The sequence below is a fragment of the Chryseobacterium carnipullorum genome, assembly GCF_900142785.1.
GTDB classification, from domain to species: domain Bacteria; phylum Bacteroidota; class Bacteroidia; order Flavobacteriales; family Weeksellaceae; genus Chryseobacterium; species Chryseobacterium carnipullorum.
On record NZ_FRCD01000013.1, the window covers coordinates 111,443 to 127,362 of the forward strand.

Sequence of the window (15,920 nt, forward strand, 5' to 3'; positions counted from 1 at the left end):
TTTGTACTTTTGTCATGTTATGAAAATTGCCATTATAGAAGATGAGTTGCTGGCTGTTAATTATCTCAAAGATCTCTTGGATAAACAAAGCATAGTCCCTGTAACTGAGACGGTGGTTCTCCGTTCAAAAAAACAGGCCATAGACTTCTTCGAAAACCATTCAGCAGATCTTATCTTTATGGATATTCACCTCGGTGACGGAATGAGTCTGGAGATTTTTGAATATGTGGAGCTTTTTACACCCATCATTTTTATAACCGCTTTTGACGAATATGCCATGAGGGTTTTCAGGCATTTTACAATAGATTATCTTCTGAAACCTTTTGAAGAAGAGGATTTGCATCAGGCATTGCAGAAATTTATCTCCATACGGACTACTTTTGACCCCGAACCCGTTCTGAAGTCAATGTCCACCTTACATCAGGCCGACGGTCCGGACGTGATGAAACGTTTTATGGTACGGGATGGAAATAAGCTTAAATCAATAGATGAAGGAAATACCGCCTATTTTTTCGCCTCAGGAAAATACCTTTTTCTCACAACGAAGGATCATCAGACCTATATTTATGATGATACCATCAAAGATGTCATCCATAAACTGAACCCACAGCTGTTTTTCAAAATCAACCGTAAGTTTATCATCAATAAAAATGCAATTGTTGAGATCATCAAACATTCCAGCCAGAAAGTTGAACTTAAACTGTTTCCTGCTCCTGAAATTAATTCAGATGTATTTATCAGCAAAAGACAGATCACGGAATGTTTAAGCTGGCTGAAAAGCTGATTCATTACGGAGTATTTTCCCTTTTTTCTGAATAGATAACCGCCGTCGTTTTTTGACAAGTTTTTAATAATTAAATGAATTCCTCAGAAACTCAATTGGGTTACTTAATTTACATACAATGAATATTTTGCGAAAATTATTAAGCCATTGCCTGCCCATTTTTCAAAAAGATTATCTTTACTGCATCTCTATTGATAAATATACAATGAAACGATTTTATTTTCTGATCACAGGTTTTCTGCTCCTTGCTCATGTCAATGCCAATGCACAGACCGACAGTGTTAAAAATTATGTAGTCAGCGCTCTTGACCTAATGAAGGCTAAATCTGTCAACAAACATCGGATCAACTGGGATTCTTTGTATACAGATTCCCGCAAAAAAGCTGAAAATATTCATACCATCAGAGAAACGTATCCACTTATAAAAGATATCCTTGGAGACCTGAAAGATGCCCATTCTAATTTTTTTCCACCAGAAATGGTTAAGAACTATACTCTTGGCTATAGAGCTACAGGGCAGGAATTTCCTGTTATTGAATCAAAAATGATTGAAAACCAGATCGCTTACATCAGACTTCCCGGTATTGCCTGTTATCATTTTGCCGAATGGGATGAGTTCGTCAACACCTTTTACAAGAAAATTGAAGAACTTAATGCCAAAAAGCCCAAAGGCTGGATATTGGATCTGAGAGATAATGGAGGTGGGATGTTTTACCCGATGTTTGCGGCTCTGTCGCCGATGCTGGATAAACAAAACGTAATCGGTACCGTAGATGCAGAAGGGCAGTATGCTTTTTTTAAGTATAACACAAACGGAGACCTTTACGAAGGGAAGCCGCTTGCCCACCATTTTAATATTAAAAAAGTTCCTCAGCAGATCACGAAGCCGATTGTCGTGATGGTCAATAAGAAAACATCAAGTTCCGGCGAATTTTGCACGGTTGCGTTTGCAGGTCAGAAGAATGTAACGGTTATCGGACAGAATACAATGGGCCTTACGTCAGGAAATCAGGAATATAAACTTTCTGATGGAGCATTTCTTGTTTTGACTACAGGAAACATCGTAGACAGGAATAAAAAAGAATACTCCAAAGTAGGAGAGGGTTTTTCGCCTCAGGTAAAGTTAAAAGATTTATCAGATACCGGATACATGAAAACAGCTACAGAGATATTGCTGAAAAAATAAACTTTAAATGATTCAGAAAATTCTCTGCGCGAAGTCGAAGACTTCGCGCAGAGAATTTTACCTTCTGTTGTTTCTTTACCGGATCAGTTGTTGAAAAGAAAAATCCGACTTTCGCATGTCAATTTCATTCCTTTCTGATGCCAGTTGTGCTTCCCGCACATAGATCAGCATTTCTTCTTCATAGCTTTTAATAGCAGACTCAAGCGATTTGTAACTTTCATGGGTAAGTTTTTCGGATAATATTAATGCATCCAAACAACCATTATTGAAGTCCACCGGAATGAATCTGAAACAGGATGTGTGGATGTAATATAGTAGGGGTAATTAGTGTCTTATAAATAATAGTCCTTTGATTTTAAAAAGCTTTATAAATTTATTCAATACAAGATAAAACTTAACTATTTTTGACCAACTAATTTTCAATTTTCAACAAATAAATGATAACCAAAACTCCCTTTTATACTGCAATCATCATAGGAATGATTTACATTCCAATGGCTGCACAGACAAAATCCCAATTGAATAACGAAATTTCCAAAGTAGAAGCAGGATTAATACCTGCCGTCCGTTTTCAGGGTGAACCCACCTGGACGCTGGAATCCAGAATGAAGCATTACAATGTTCCGGGAGTCAGCGTTGCTGTCATCAGAAATTCAAAAGTGATCTGGAGCAAGACCTACGGTTTTGCAGATGTAGAATCTAAAACTCCTGTCAATTCCAAAACACTTTTTCAGGCAGCATCCATGAGTAAGCCGGTAACTGCTTATGCAGCATTAACAGAAGTGGAAGCCGGAAAAATAAATCCGGATGTCGATGTCAATTCTTATTTGAAATCCTGGAAAGTTCCTGAAAATGAATTCACAAAAGAGAAAAAAGTCACGTTTAAAAATATAGTCAGTCATACCGCTGGCTTTACCATAAGTGGATTCCCCGGATATGAGTCAGGAAAGCCTGTTCCTACTTTAATTCAGGTGTTAAATGGTCAGAGTCCGTCCAATACCACCCCTGTTTTTGTAGATAAAGTTCCCGGAACACCATTTCGGTATGCAGGTGGAGGATATTGTGTACTCCAACAGATGCTTATCGATTTGGAAGGGAAAGATTTTACCACCATTATGAAAGAAAAAGTACTTCTGCCACTGGATATGAAAAACAGTACTTTTTCTCAACCTTTATTCGATATTCAGTCCCAATTCTCTGCTACGGCATATAACCAGGATGGGGTAAAAGTTTCAGGGAAATCTCATACCTATCCAGAGCAGGCTGCCGCCGGATTATGGACTACAGCTGAAGATTATGCAAAGTTTGTCATTGATATTCAGAATACCCTGAGCGGAAAAAGCAGTACGATTATTTCACAAAAGATGGCTGAACAGTTTACGACTTCCTTTATTGATCCGTTTATGGGACTAGGAGTCTTTCTGGAAGACAGAAGAGGACATATGTATTTCAATCATGGTGGCTGGAATGAAGGATTCTCCAGCAGATTTATTGCCAGCAAAACAAGTGGTGACGGGATTGTGGTGCTAACGAATACCAATAAACCTGACTTTATAGAAGAACTCGTACGTTCTGTGGCAGAAGTCTATCAATGGCCTTTATTTAATGGGCCGGTTCAGAAAATAGTACCGTTAAATCAGAATGATTTCAAAAATGCAGGACGTTACAGAAATGGGAAATATGGCTTTTCCAGAGTCTATAATGAAAACGGAAAGCTGATGAGTGCTTATAATCTAGAAGCTCCGGTAGAAATGATCAAAGTCGGAGAAAATAAATACGCCTTTCGGGACTGGGATTTGACCGTAAAATTTGTAAAAAATGCCGATACCGGGAAAACAGATAGGGTACAGATCTATTCTAACGGGAAAATCAAATCTACAGAAGCGCAGATGAGTACAGACGATAAAACACCTCTGGAAATGGTATTGGAAGGAAATTTCGATAAAGGTCTGGAAGCTTATAAGAAGGCCAAAACTGAAGATGCAGGTGATGATCTTCTCTCAGAAGGTTATCTGAATGGAGCAGGATACAAAATGCTTGGGAATAAAGAATTTACAAAAGCCATTGATATATTCCGGGTGAATGCTGCACTGTACCCTAAAAGTGAAAATGTCTACGACAGTTTGGGGGAGGCATATCTGAAGGCCGGACAGAAGGTTAAAGCCAAAGAGAGTTACCAGAAAATTCTGGAAATCAATCCCAAAAATGAAAATGCTGCGAAGCTTTTAAAAACGTTATAAAAATAAACTGCTTTCATATCTTGAAGGCAGTTATTATTTTTAATAGGCCGCAAACCATAATGAAAGTTTCTATCCAACAAAATATAAATGCGATTCATGAGTAAAAAAGATGAATACGGACTGGACTTTGTAAAAATAACCTCAAACGGAAATACAGAATACAACTGCATTCGAAAAAATGGTGTTGTTGATCAGAATAACCTACTTCAGTTTTTAAGTGATTTAGATATCCTCCGTACTGAGTTTCTTTTGAAGGAAATCAATGACTATCTCAATGATACTCCAAACCATGATTGGCCATCTTATGATTCGCTGGTTTTAGAGCATATTAATCTGACACTTAACTACCCGGATTTTATAATTGATGAACAGCCTCACCCCTTTCCATTGGCTGATATCAGAGATTTACTTCTGGAATGGCTGGATTTCCTGAGGTCTTAGGTTGTTGGGGATATCAAACCAGTATTGATTAAGTATGATTTATGTAAGAAATTGAGATTTTTTTTGATTATAAAAATTAATTTTAAATATTTCTTTTAAAAATTGATTTATAAGTGTATATGTGTGGTATGTGGGTATAAAATGATGAAAAAATAAATGTTTTTCGGAATTTTGTGAGTATTTTTGGCGTTACTAAAAATATATAAACCACAAGTACTGATTCACCCTATGATCTTAATTGTTGATGACAACCAAAGTAATCTTTACTCATTAAAAAAACTGCTGGAATCTAAAGATTTTCAGGTAGATACAGCCGACTCAGGAGAAGAAGCACTAGGGAAAGCCATAAAAAATAATTATGCATTGATTATTTTGGATGTTCAAATGCCAGGGATGGACGGATTTGAAGTCGCTGAAACTCTTGCTGACTACAGCAAAACAAAAGAAGTTCCTATTATATTTTTATCGGCAGTAAGTACTGAGAAAAAATTTATAACCCGCGGTTATGCTTCAGGGGGAAAAGACTATGTCACAAAACCGGTAGATCCTGAAATTTTATTGCTTAAAGTTAAAACTTTTTATAATCTTCAGGAGCAGAGCCTTGCGATGAAAAAGACCCAGCAAAGTCTGGAACTGGAAGTGAAAGGCCGAAGAGAATCTCAGGTGACCATGAAGTCGCAGATTGATCATTTTCAGCTCATGTTGGAATCGCTGCCACAGATTGCATTTACACTCAATGGAGAAGGAAACATAGAGTTTGTTAACCTCAAATGGTACCAGTATTCAAAAACAGATATCGATTTTCCGGAAGTTCATCCGGATGATCTGGACATCAGAGAAGAATTTGAACGCTGCAGAAAAAAGAACAAAGCTCTGGAGCTGGAAGTCAGAATAAAAAATATAGATTCCGGTGACTACCGTTATCATCTTTTACGCGTAACTCCTGTGAATGATGGGAATGGCGTTAAAAACTGGGTGGGAACCTTTACAGACATCGACGACCAGAAGAAGGTGGAAAAGGAAAAAGATGAATTCCTGAGTATTGCAAGCCATGAACTCAAAACTCCTTTAACAAGTATAAAAGCCTATGTTCAGTTGCTGGACCGTAAATTAAAACTGGATAAAGAAAGTGCCGAATCCGGTTTTATGGGTAAAGTTCAGGATCAGATCGAAAAACTGAATACCTTAATCACCGATCTCCTTGATGTTTCTAAAATAGAAAACGGCAAACTTAAAATCAACAGAAAGCCAACCAGTCTTGAAAATGTGATCAGCAACGCTGTTGAAACCATTATACAGACTCATGATGAAAATAAAGTCAAGATAAAACGACACGGGATAGATCCTGAAATCCTTATTCCTTTTGATGAAATACGCATAGAGCAGGTCCTGATCAATTTCCTGACCAATGCCATCAAATATTCTCCTCAAAATAACCAGGTGATTATCACTGCATTTGTGGACGAAGAAAATCAGGAAGTAAAAGTGAGTGTCACCGACTTCGGAATAGGAATCCCGGACTTCAAGCAGGATGCTGTATTCCGCAAATTTTACAGGGTAGAAGAATCTTCTCTACAGTTCCAGGGAATGGGAATCGGTCTGTTTATCTGTTCGGAAATCATTAAACAGCATCACGGAACCATTGGAGTATCCAGTAAATTAGAGGAAGGTTCTACTTTCTATTTCACTTTACCTTTAAATTAACTACATGCCGAAAAAAATAATCAGAAATCTTCAGTTTGGGGTCGGGTTATCTTTACTGATCTTAATTGCCAGTTCTATTGCATCCTATCTCAGTATCCAAAGACAGATGGAGCATCGGGAAAGCCTTTCCAAAAGCCGGAAGTCAATAACGGCTGTAAAAGATGTTCTTGTCGCTTTACTGGATGCAGAAACAGGAAACAGAGGATATCAGCTTACAGGAAGAGACAACTTTCTGGAGCCTTATAACAGGAGCTTAAGCGAATATAAAAAAGCTTTTGAACGCGCAAGAGCTTTAGATATTTCAGATAAAAACCAGCTGGAACGCCTAAATGCTTTAGAAAAGAATGTGAACAGTAATATTGGGAATTTAAAGCAATTTGTTCAGAACAGAAGAAGGGGAATGGTCATGACGCAGGAGCAAATCCTGATGAGCAAAAGTTATATGGACAAATGCCGTCAGATCGTTCGCGATTTCGTGCAGTATGAAGAAGCCCAGCTTGAAATTAAAAATAAAGATCTCAACCGTTCCTCCGGGACAACCGTTATGTTTATTGTCTTTTCGGCAATAGCAGCGGTAGTCGTTACGATCTTTTTCTATATTAAACTAAGGTCAGATTTGATCCGTAGAGATAAATTAGAAAAAGAACTGAGAGCCAAAGACCTTGAAATAAGCAGAAGAGTAAGCGCTATTCAGCAGATTGCCAACAGAGTCGCTAATGGTGACTACAGTCAGAGGGCAGTAGATCATTCACAGGATGACCTCGGAGATCTGGTCGATTCCTTGAATCATATGACCGATTCACTGAAGAAATCTTTTGATAAAATCAACAAAAGTGACTGGCGCCAGAAAGGTCTCGCTTTACTGAATGAATCTTTAGTAGGAAATAAATCTGTAAAGGAAGTTGCTGATGCCTCTTTAAATCAGCTTGTTGAATACGGGAAATGCATCAATGGCGCGCTTTATCTTTTTGATGAAGGAATACTGAAGCTATGTACCGCTTTCGGTCTGGAAAGCACCATGAAAAAAACTTTCGAACCGGGAGAAGGAATGGTAGGTCAGGCCTTTACCAATGAAAAAATGCAGGTGTATAACAATCTTCATGAGGAAGATTTTATGGTAAGCTTCGCCAGCAGCAGAATAAAAATAAACGGAATATTGCTAATTCCAGTTCATGCAGACGGCCACTGTATCGGAATCCTTGAGTTGGGATCAACTTCAGATTTTGATCAGGACAGACTTGATTATTTTGCCGAAAGCAGCCGCAATATCGGTATTGCTTTAAATGCCGCAAAAGGGCGTGAAAAAGAGCAGCAATTGCTTGAAGAAACCCAGGCTCAATCTGAAGAATTGCAGGTACAGCATTCCGAATTGGAAAACCTGAATACAGAACTGGAAGCCCAGACCCAAAAATTGCAGGCTTCAGAAGAAGAACTGAAAGTGCAGCAGGAAGAGCTGATGCAGGCTAATGCCGAACTCGAAGAACGCTCAAGACTGCTGGAAGAAAGAAATCACATGATTGCTCAGAGAAACGGTGAGATTCAGAAAAAAGTAGAAGAACTTGCTTTAAGCACCAAATACAAATCTGAATTCCTGGCTAATATGTCCCACGAGCTGAGAACACCGCTGAACTCAATCTTACTACTTTCCAGACTGATGGCAGAAAACCCGGATGAAAACCTGAATGAAGATCAGGTAGAATCGGCAAAGGTGATTCAAAGTTCAGGAAGCAGCCTTCTGACCCTTATTGATGAGATCCTGGATCTTGCCAAAATAGAATCAGGTAAAATGACGCTTGAATATCAGGATGTTGTTGTGAATGATGTGATCAGAGATTTAAGAAGCCTGTTCAACCCGATTATTCAGGAAAAGAAGATCAATTTTGATATTCATGTAGAAGAAGGCCTTGAAAAAACTATTGAAACCGATCGACTCCGTGTAGATCAGGTATTGCGTAATCTGTTGTCCAATGCAATAAAGTTTACGACAGAAGGAAGTATTACTCTACATATTAAAAAAGATACCGGAAACAAAGATTTTATTGTTTTCAGTGTGAAAGATACCGGAATAGGAATTCCTGAAGAAAAGCAGGCGATTATTTTTGAAGCTTTCCAGCAGGCAGACGGATCTACACGCCGTAGATTTGGGGGGACCGGGTTAGGGCTTTCCATTAGCCGTGAAATTGCAAGATTACTCGGAGGAGAATTAAGCCTGAAAAGTAAAGTGGATGAAGGAAGCGAATTTAGTCTTACTATCCCCGTAAAAGCGATATCTGAAACTATTCAGCCTGAGAACGACCAGAACCTGGTAGATATCATTCGTGAAGATGTTGAAGAAATCCAGAATATTCTGGAAGAAGCAGAAGCTAAAACAGCATTGCATTTGGAGACCTTAGAAATTCCTGAAGATGTAGACGATGACAGAGACGCGATAACTCCCGAGGATAAAGTGATCTTAATCGTAGAAGATGATATCAATTTTGCCAAAGCACTTCTCAAATACACCCGGATGAATCACTATAAGGGAGTTGTGGTGGTAAGAGGAGATTATGCACTGTCAGCAGCAGTTCAGTACCATCCGCAGGCTATTTTACTGGATGTTCAGCTTCCTGTAAAAGACGGCTGGAAAGTGATGGATGAGCTTAAGTCCAACTCTGCAACCAAACATATTCCGGTACATATGATGTCTGTTCTGCAGCTTGAAAAAGAAAGTTTGATGAAAGGGGCTATTGATTTCATTAATAAACCGCTCGCTCTGGATCAAATGACAGACGTCTTCAAGAAAATTGAGGATGCCCTTCAGATGTCGCCGCAAAAAGTTTTAATTGTAGAACATAATGCGAAGCACGCCAAAGCATTATCATATTATTTAAGTAATTTCAATATTTCTTTATCTGTAGAAAATAATGTGGAAGACAGTGTTAAAGCGTTAACTTCTGACCATATCGACTGTGTCATCCTGGATATCGGAGACTCAAGAAGCAGTGAATATAAAGTCGTTGAATCCATTAAAAGTTATGAAGGACTGGAAAATCTGCCCATCATTATCTTTACCGAACACAGTTTATCCAAATCTGAAGAGCTCAAGATCAAGCAATATGCAGACTCTATTGTTGTAAAAACGGCTCATTCTTATGAAAGAATTTTAGATGAAGTAGGTTTATTCTTACATTTGGTGGAAGAAAAAAACAACTCTGTAGAGACCGCAAGGAATAAGGTTTTAGGTTCTTTAACTGAAGTTTTGAGCGGAAAAAAAATATTGATTACCGATGATGATGTCCGTAATATTTTCTCTCTGACCAAAGCCTTGGAAAAATATAAGGTGGAAGTTGTTGTGGCGATGGATGGAAAACATGCCCTGCAGCAGATCAAAGAACATAAAGACATAGACGTTATTCTGATGGATATGATGATGCCGGAAATGGATGGCTACGAAACCATACGGGAGATCAGGAAAATGCCTGCATTGGCAAGGCTCCCTGTCATTGCGATCACAGCAAAATCCATGATCGGGGACCGTGAAAAATGTATAGAAGCGGGGGCTTCAGATTATATCTCAAAACCTGTAGATATCGATCAGCTGTTATCCTTACTCCGTGTCTGGTTATATGAAAGTTAAATGATGAATAAGAAGATTTTAATTGTGGACGATGATCCACGTAATATATTTGCACTGAAACTGACGCTGAAATCAAGAGGTTATCAGATTGAAAGTTGTACAATGGCCCAGGAAGCCATTCAGATTTTAAAAGAACAGGTAATAGACATCGTCCTTATGGATATGATGATGCCTGAAATGGATGGATATGAAGCCATCAGAATGATGAGAAATACACCATCCATGAGTGAAATTCCTGTGATTGCAGTGACCGCTCAGGCTATGCCGGAAGACCGTCAGAAATGCATTGATGCAGGAGCACAGGATTATGTTTCAAAACCAATTGATGTAGATCAGTTGATGACAGCCATCGAAAAATTTTCATAAATGCTGGAGCCGAGTATTGTAAAAGATGAAGAAGTAGAATACTTGATAAAAGATGTTTATGAGAGGTACGGCTATGATTTTTCAGAATATAGCAGAGCTTCTTTTAAACGTCGGGTTAACCGTATTTGCCTCATTGATAGATTTACCAGTTTTGCGGAACTTCGGTACACCGTTCTCAATGATCCGGAATACCTGAAACGCTTTGTAGAAGAAATTACAGTGAACGTGACAGAAATGTTTCGTGATCCTCACTTTTTTAAAGCGCTCAGAGAAAAGATTTTGCCGCAATTAGGAACATATCCGCTCATCAGAATATGGGTGGCAGGTTGTTCTACGGGAGAAGAAGCGTATTCAATGGCTATTTTGCTTAAAGAAGCCAACCTCTACCACAAATCACTCATTTATGGGACAGATCTGAATCCTTCGGTTTTGGAAACGGCGCGCTCAGGCGTTTTCCCGTTACAGCAGATGAAACTCTATTCAGAGAATTATATATTGTCAGGAGGGAAAAAAGATTTTTCAGATTATTATACTGCCAATTACGACAGTGTACAATTTGATAAGAGCTTGAAGGAAAAACTGATATTATCTACCCATAATTTAGTTTCAGACAGTTCTTTTAACAGTTTTCAACTCATCATTTGCAGAAATGTACTGATCTATTTCGACCGGGACCTGCAGGAACGTGTTTTTAAGCTTTTTGATAACAGTCTTGAAAACCTGGGCTATCTTGCTTTAGGTTCAAAAGAAACGCTGAGATTTTCAAAATTAGACAAAAATTATCATCAGATCGATGACCAGAGGATCTGGAAGAAAACGGAGCATATGTAACACAAACAGATGATGGAAACAAAAAACACAAAGACAGAATTGGTCGTGATAGGAGGATCCGCAGGAAGCCTGCAGGTTATTCTGGAAATGCTTAAAAATTTAAAAAATGAAATCAGTTTCCCGATTTTGCTGGTCGTTCATCGCAAAGCCTCTTCAACGAATGTTCTGCAGACCTTACTCCAGCAGTTCGTGACCATGGAAGTGATTGAGATCGATGACAAAACTAAAATTCAAAATAATAAACTGTATGTAGTCCCGGCCGATTATCACTTATTATTTGAAAATAAAAAAATGATGTCGCTGGATTTTTCAGAAAAGATGAACTACTCGCGTCCATCAATTGACGTCACATTCAAGTCTGCGGCCGAAGTATATGGAGAAACTCTGGTAGGCGTTTTGCTTTCAGGTGCCAATGCAGATGGAGTGGAAGGTTTGGGATTTATAAAAAAAAATAAAGGAAAAGTCTGGATTCAGGAGCCCGAAACGGCTGAGGTAGATTATATGCCCAGACATGCAGTAGAAGAAGTAGACTATGATTTGATTATTCAACCCAATAATCTGGCCGATTATATCAATCAACTATAAAATAAGACATTAAAACAACTTTAAGATTTAAATAGAACGAATATGAGTACAAAGAAAATTTTGATTTTTGATGATGATACAACTATTTTAGAGGTAATTACCATCATTTTCGAAGAGAATGGTTATCAGGTCGAAATTTCAGAAACCTCTCATGATATACTGGAAAAAGTGTCAAAGTTTCAGCCGGATGTTATTCTTATGGATAACTGGATCCCGAAGATCGGTGGAGTAGAGGCTACCAAACTTTTAAAAAGTCATGAAGAGTTCAGATCTATTCCTGTGATCTATGTAACCGCTAATAATGATATCGTGAGATTGGCAGAAGAAGCTCAGGCCGATGATTATGTGGCAAAACCATTTAACCTGGATGATCTGGAAGATAAAGTAGCCAAGTATTTAAAATAACAGACTTACATTAAAAAGCAGTGATGCTTTTCGATATTTATAAGATATCCTTGCACAACTGTGTAGGGATATTTTATTTAAATAATCCTTCTGAAAGGCTGCCTCCTCATCTCTTCAAAATGTCTGGTTCTCTCCCGGAGAAGATCTACTGTACATCTTCCGCTGTTGATTTCAGCAATCAGAGCAGATAAGAATAATTTCAACTGAGGATGAGACCGTATTTTATCTGTAAAAGTAGTAGCGATAATGATTTTTTTAGAAACGATATTCTGTGTAAAGATATATTCGCCTTCCAAATCAACATTCAAATAAAACTGATCTGCAATACTGAGTGATAAGTACCGATGGATCAGGTCGATATTTTGTAACATATTTTCCATCTTGGTGTATTTATATAATATGCATTAATATTCATGCCATAGTTATTCTTTTAATAATTTTTTAATGGATAATCTCTGAGAAGACAGATGCTTACTGAATATTTTAAAATTAATATTATATTGCTGTTTTAAAGAAAGTTTTCAAGAATGACCAATATCAATAAATCCTGAAGTATCTATGTTAAAAGATATCATTGCCAAAGACCTTACCATTGTTTTTTGCGGAATCAATCCGGGTTTGAAATCTGCAGAAGAAGGGTATCATTTTTCGGGAAGAAGCAACCGTTTCTGGAAAGTCATGCATCAGGCAGGATTTACACCCTATCAGATCGAGGCGGAGAATGACAGAAGTATTTTGGATTTCGGATATGGACTCACCACTGCCGTAGCAAGAGCAACATCCCGTGCTGACGAACTTTCAAAAGAAGAATTTGATCACTCCCTCGAGCAATTTAAAACAAAAATAACCCGTTTTCAGCCAAAATATATTGTATTTCTTGGAAAAGCCGCCTATCAGGCTTTCTCCAAAAAGAAGCAAATTCTATGGGGACCTCAGTCTGAAGATTTTTGTGGTTCCAGGGTTTGGGTGCTACCGAATACCAGTGGTTTGAACAGGGGATTTACTCTTGATGCTTTAGTTACATCCTATAGCGGACTTTATCATGAGATTCACAGTAATCAGATCTAGATTTTTCAATCAATTTTGTCATTTTTACCCATAAAAGAGGAATCTTATTCATCAATTTTCAAATGTATGTATTAGATTTCCTATTTTTACCAAAATCCTATTATCCATGAAGAATGTCCTGAGCTGGATATTAATTGCATTTCTTACCATTTCTCTTTTGAATAACTGTTTCAGCAACAGTGTTCAGAAAGAAATCCGGGAGAAAGCCTCATTTCTTGCCGAACTGAGGATATTATATTCTTCAGGAGATGCTTCAAAATGGCCTAAACCGATCTTAGATCCTGATGCCAGACCCTACTTTTCTGAAATAGGACATCTTCCTGAAATTCAGTACCCCTCAGACAATCCGTATTCGGAAGACAAAGCTTTGCTGGGAAAAATACTTTTCTTCGATCCCCGTCTTTCCAAATCCGAGCAGATTGCCTGCGCTTCCTGCCACGATCCGGAATTGGGATGGTGTGATAACCGAACTTTCTCTTTCGGACACGACAGACAGCTTGGTACACGGAATGCCATGAGCATTCTGAATGTTGCCTATGCAAGGTCTTTATTCTGGGACGGACGCGCGGCGTCTTTGGAAGAACAGTCCGAAATGCCAATTCGGGATGAAAAAGAAATGAATGGACACATCGATCTGGCAGCCGGGAAAATTGCGAAAATCAAAGGCTACGAATTATTATTTGAAAAAGCTTTTGGTGATAAAGCTATTTCAAAAGACAGGATTTCCAAAGCAATTGCCGCTTTTGAAAGAACCGTTAAAAGCGGAACTTCCAGATTTGATCAGTTCATAGACGGAAAAGCAGAAGTGTATACGGATGATGAGCTGATGGGCCTTCATCTTTTCCGGACCAAGGCGCAATGCATGAACTGCCACAGCTCAGGCTATTTTTCCAATAACCAGTTTGAAAATATCGGGACTTCTTTATTAGGTTCTAAAGAAGAAGATCTGGGCCGTTATCTCGTTACCAAAAAACCGGAAGATGCCGGAAAGTTTCGTGTGCCGGGACTCCGTGAAGTCACAAGAACAGGACCATGGATGCACAATGGCTCTATGGCGACTCTCACGGAAGTCATTCAGTTTTACAGCAGAGGAAATCCTGAACATTCTCAAAAACGGGAAACTGTTCATCAGGGTGTCACACTTTCCTCAGAAAAATCAGGTTTTGTAAGGCTGCTGGATCTTACCGATATAGAAATTGCCCAGCTGGAAGCATTCCTACGGACTTTATCTACGAAACCGGAAAGAGTTTTGCCCCCTGCATTGCCTCAGTAAAATAGTACTTATTATTCTGTAATTATTAAACATTCATTGACCGGAATGTAAAGGTTTTTTGCTACATTTATCTGTCATCAATCAGCAAATAAATACCAAGATATGAACATTCAGCTTTTTTCAAAAAATGCTTTAGTGGGAGCCGCTACCCAGGGAATAGGTTTAGGAATCGCTCTGGAACTGGCAAAATGCGGGGCAAACGTCACGATAATGGCCCGTAATGAAACGAAACTTAAAAAAGTGGTGTCGTCATTACCGGTTATCCATCCTGAGCAGAAACATCAATATCTGGTCGCAGATTTTTCCAATTTTGAAGAATACAGAAAAATTATTTCTAACTATTTCAGTCATCATTCTATAGATATCCTCGTCAACAATACAAACGGTCCGGAACCCGGATTAGCACTCGATAAAAATGCAGAAGACTATCAAAAAGCATTTGATCTCCTCTTTAAAACGGTCTGTGAAACTACGCTTCTTGCTTTACCTCACATGATCCAACAGAAAAATGGAAGGATCATAAATGTTTCTTCATTATCAGTAAAAGAACCCATCAGTAATTTATCCCTTTCTAATTCCATTCGGTCGGCGGTCATTGCATGGGCCAAGACTTTATCGAACGAAGTAGCACAACATCAGATCACAGTCAATAATATCTTAACCGGATATTTCGATACCGAACGTATTCAAAACCTGATCAGTCATGAATCAAAACAAACAGGAAAGTCAGAGGAAGCAATCAAAAAAGCAAGGGAAAATAAAATTCCAATGAAAAGACTCGGTAATACTGAAGAATACGGCTATCTGGCAGCTTTCCTCGCTTCAGAATATTCGTGCTATCTTACAGGAACCAGTATTCCTTTGGACGGAGGATTGAATAATACGTATTAATTCAGAAGATTATTTATTTGAGGGTTTCTGGAAAAAAAATGTCAATAAATGATATGTGTTCATTTGATGAAGCGTACAGATACTACATTCGCTTATTCAGTAGTGTAGTCACACTTCTTTGCGCACCTTGAAACTATGCCGTTACCATTAAAAACGTTGCGTTTAAAAAGTAATTTTTATTTCAATGATCAGATTGACCGATTGAGCTATCGTAAATGAAATTAAAGTAAAAATCGATCAAAAACCTCCGTCCTTAGGGCATTCGTTCTTTTCGGTTCCAATGTTTTTTCGTAGTTTCACTTTCCTTTAATAAAAATACCATCACAATCCACAATGAAAAGAAGCTTTATCAACCAAAAAGAACTGTCCGATAAATTCTGGAATATTGAGTGCTCCGGAAAAATACAGACCATATCTTTTGGGAAAACCGGAACCAAAGGCCGCGAAACTGTTAAAGAATATGCAGATGAAAAAGAATGTCTTCAGGAGTCTGAAAAGCTCATTGCTTAAAAGATAAAAAAAGGCTATAC

Annotated in this window: 16 protein-coding genes; 14 read left to right on the forward strand and 2 right to left on the reverse strand. The window is 38.3% G+C overall.

Annotated features, from left to right (window positions below; genetic code table 11):
• The first annotated feature begins 19 nt into the window (after nucleotides 1-19).
• A complete protein-coding gene (locus BUC06_RS15220) occupies nucleotides 20-784 on the forward strand; it encodes a LytR/AlgR family response regulator transcription factor (protein ID WP_073334872.1) in 765 nt (254 codons plus the stop codon).
• A 205-nt stretch (nucleotides 785-989) separates the two neighbouring features.
• The gene (locus BUC06_RS15225; RefSeq protein WP_073334873.1) at nucleotides 990-1,970 is read left to right on the forward strand and encodes a S41 family peptidase; all 981 of its coding nucleotides are present in this window, start codon (nucleotides 990-992) and stop codon (nucleotides 1,968-1,970) included.
• Nucleotides 1,971-2,045: 75 nt separating this feature from the next.
• Here BUC06_RS15225 and BUC06_RS15230 read toward each other — a convergent pair whose 3' ends face one another.
• Entirely contained in the window at nucleotides 2,046-2,225 is a 180-nt protein-coding gene (locus BUC06_RS15230) for a hypothetical protein (RefSeq protein WP_123881453.1), read from the reverse strand.
• Nucleotides 2,226-2,407: 182 nt separating this feature from the next.
• Between BUC06_RS15230 and BUC06_RS15235 the strand changes: the two genes are divergently transcribed.
• From BUC06_RS15235 to BUC06_RS15270, 8 genes are all read left to right on the forward strand, one after another.
• Nucleotides 2,408-4,210 (forward strand): serine hydrolase domain-containing protein, encoded by a 1,803-nt coding sequence (locus BUC06_RS15235; RefSeq protein ID WP_073334875.1) that lies wholly within the window; start codon nucleotides 2,408-2,410, stop codon nucleotides 4,208-4,210.
• A gap of 96 nt (nucleotides 4,211-4,306) precedes the next feature.
• Nucleotides 4,307-4,651, forward strand: coding sequence for a hypothetical protein (locus tag BUC06_RS15240; protein ID WP_073334876.1), 345 nt, complete (start codon nucleotides 4,307-4,309; stop codon nucleotides 4,649-4,651).
• Nucleotides 4,652-4,879: 228 nt separating this feature from the next.
• Entirely contained in the window at nucleotides 4,880-6,355 is a 1,476-nt protein-coding gene (locus BUC06_RS15245; protein WP_073334877.1) for a hybrid sensor histidine kinase/response regulator, read from the forward strand.
• 4 nt (nucleotides 6,356-6,359) lie between these two features.
• Nucleotides 6,360-9,971, forward strand: coding sequence for a response regulator (locus BUC06_RS15250; protein WP_073334878.1), 3,612 nt, complete (start codon nucleotides 6,360-6,362; stop codon nucleotides 9,969-9,971).
• Nucleotides 9,972-10,337, forward strand: a complete 366-nt coding sequence (locus BUC06_RS15255) for a response regulator (protein ID WP_073334879.1) — start codon at nucleotides 9,972-9,974, stop codon at nucleotides 10,335-10,337.
• On the forward strand, nucleotides 10,338-11,168 hold the full coding sequence (locus tag BUC06_RS15260) for a CheR family methyltransferase (RefSeq protein WP_073334880.1): 831 nt from the start codon (nucleotides 10,338-10,340) through the stop codon (nucleotides 11,166-11,168). It abuts the gene before it with no gap.
• A 9-nt stretch (nucleotides 11,169-11,177) separates the two neighbouring features.
• On the forward strand, nucleotides 11,178-11,753 hold the full coding sequence (locus BUC06_RS15265; protein ID WP_185116983.1) for a chemotaxis protein CheB: 576 nt from the start codon (nucleotides 11,178-11,180) through the stop codon (nucleotides 11,751-11,753).
• Between the two features lie 42 nt (nucleotides 11,754-11,795).
• The gene (locus BUC06_RS15270) at nucleotides 11,796-12,158 is read left to right on the forward strand and encodes a response regulator (RefSeq protein ID WP_073334882.1); all 363 of its coding nucleotides are present in this window, start codon (nucleotides 11,796-11,798) and stop codon (nucleotides 12,156-12,158) included.
• A gap of 77 nt (nucleotides 12,159-12,235) precedes the next feature.
• On the opposite strand, the gene BUC06_RS15275 is transcribed toward BUC06_RS15270, so the two are convergent.
• The gene (locus BUC06_RS15275) at nucleotides 12,236-12,538 is read right to left on the reverse strand and encodes a hypothetical protein (RefSeq protein WP_073334883.1); all 303 of its coding nucleotides are present in this window, start codon (nucleotides 12,536-12,538) and stop codon (nucleotides 12,236-12,238) included.
• A gap of 178 nt (nucleotides 12,539-12,716) precedes the next feature.
• Between BUC06_RS15275 and mug the strand changes: the two genes are divergently transcribed.
• The 4 genes from mug (at nucleotide 12,717) to BUC06_RS15295 (ending at nucleotide 15,900) form a co-directional block, all read left to right on the forward strand.
• Complete coding sequence (gene mug / locus BUC06_RS15280) at nucleotides 12,717-13,226, forward strand: G/U mismatch-specific DNA glycosylase (protein ID WP_073334884.1); 510 nt, start codon at nucleotides 12,717-12,719, stop codon at nucleotides 13,224-13,226.
• 106 nt (nucleotides 13,227-13,332) lie between these two features.
• Nucleotides 13,333-14,499 carry a cytochrome-c peroxidase gene (locus BUC06_RS15285; RefSeq protein WP_073334885.1) on the forward strand — a complete coding sequence of 389 codons (1,167 nt, stop codon included), beginning with the start codon at nucleotides 13,333-13,335 and terminating at the stop codon, nucleotides 14,497-14,499.
• 102 nt (nucleotides 14,500-14,601) lie between these two features.
• Nucleotides 14,602-15,390: an SDR family oxidoreductase gene (locus tag BUC06_RS15290; RefSeq protein WP_073334886.1), complete on the forward strand. Its 789-nt coding sequence runs from the start codon at nucleotides 14,602-14,604 to the stop codon at nucleotides 15,388-15,390.
• Between the two features lie 333 nt (nucleotides 15,391-15,723).
• Complete coding sequence (locus BUC06_RS15295) at nucleotides 15,724-15,900, forward strand: WGR domain-containing protein (RefSeq protein ID WP_083564095.1); 177 nt, start codon at nucleotides 15,724-15,726, stop codon at nucleotides 15,898-15,900.
• The last annotated feature ends 20 nt before the right edge of the window (nucleotides 15,901-15,920 follow it).

Coding starts and splice junctions, on each gene's coding strand:
- BUC06_RS15225 (WP_073334873.1), top strand. CDS start 990: ATGAAACGATTTTATTTTCTGATCACAGGTTTTCTGCTCCTTGCTCAT.
- BUC06_RS15290 (WP_073334886.1), top strand. CDS start 14,602: ATGAACATTCAGCTTTTTTCAAAAAATGCTTTAGTGGGAGCCGCTACC.
- BUC06_RS15245 (WP_073334877.1), top strand. CDS start 4,880: ATGATCTTAATTGTTGATGACAACCAAAGTAATCTTTACTCATTAAAA.
- BUC06_RS15270 (WP_073334882.1), top strand. CDS start 11,796: ATGAGTACAAAGAAAATTTTGATTTTTGATGATGATACAACTATTTTA.
- BUC06_RS15235 (WP_073334875.1), top strand. CDS start 2,408: ATGATAACCAAAACTCCCTTTTATACTGCAATCATCATAGGAATGATT.
- BUC06_RS15275 (WP_073334883.1), bottom strand. CDS start 12,538: ATGGAAAATATGTTACAAAATATCGACCTGATCCATCGGTACTTATCA.
- BUC06_RS15250 (WP_073334878.1), top strand. CDS start 6,360: ATGCCGAAAAAAATAATCAGAAATCTTCAGTTTGGGGTCGGGTTATCT.
- BUC06_RS15265 (WP_185116983.1), top strand. CDS start 11,178: ATGATGGAAACAAAAAACACAAAGACAGAATTGGTCGTGATAGGAGGA.
- BUC06_RS15260 (WP_073334880.1), top strand. CDS start 10,338: ATGCTGGAGCCGAGTATTGTAAAAGATGAAGAAGTAGAATACTTGATA.
- BUC06_RS15285 (WP_073334885.1), top strand. CDS start 13,333: ATGAAGAATGTCCTGAGCTGGATATTAATTGCATTTCTTACCATTTCT.
- BUC06_RS15295 (WP_083564095.1), top strand. CDS start 15,724: ATGAAAAGAAGCTTTATCAACCAAAAAGAACTGTCCGATAAATTCTGG.
- mug (WP_073334884.1), top strand. CDS start 12,717: ATGTTAAAAGATATCATTGCCAAAGACCTTACCATTGTTTTTTGCGGA.
- BUC06_RS15255 (WP_073334879.1), top strand. CDS start 9,972: ATGATGAATAAGAAGATTTTAATTGTGGACGATGATCCACGTAATATA.
- BUC06_RS15220 (WP_073334872.1), top strand. CDS start 20: ATGAAAATTGCCATTATAGAAGATGAGTTGCTGGCTGTTAATTATCTC.
- BUC06_RS15240 (WP_073334876.1), top strand. CDS start 4,307: ATGAGTAAAAAAGATGAATACGGACTGGACTTTGTAAAAATAACCTCA.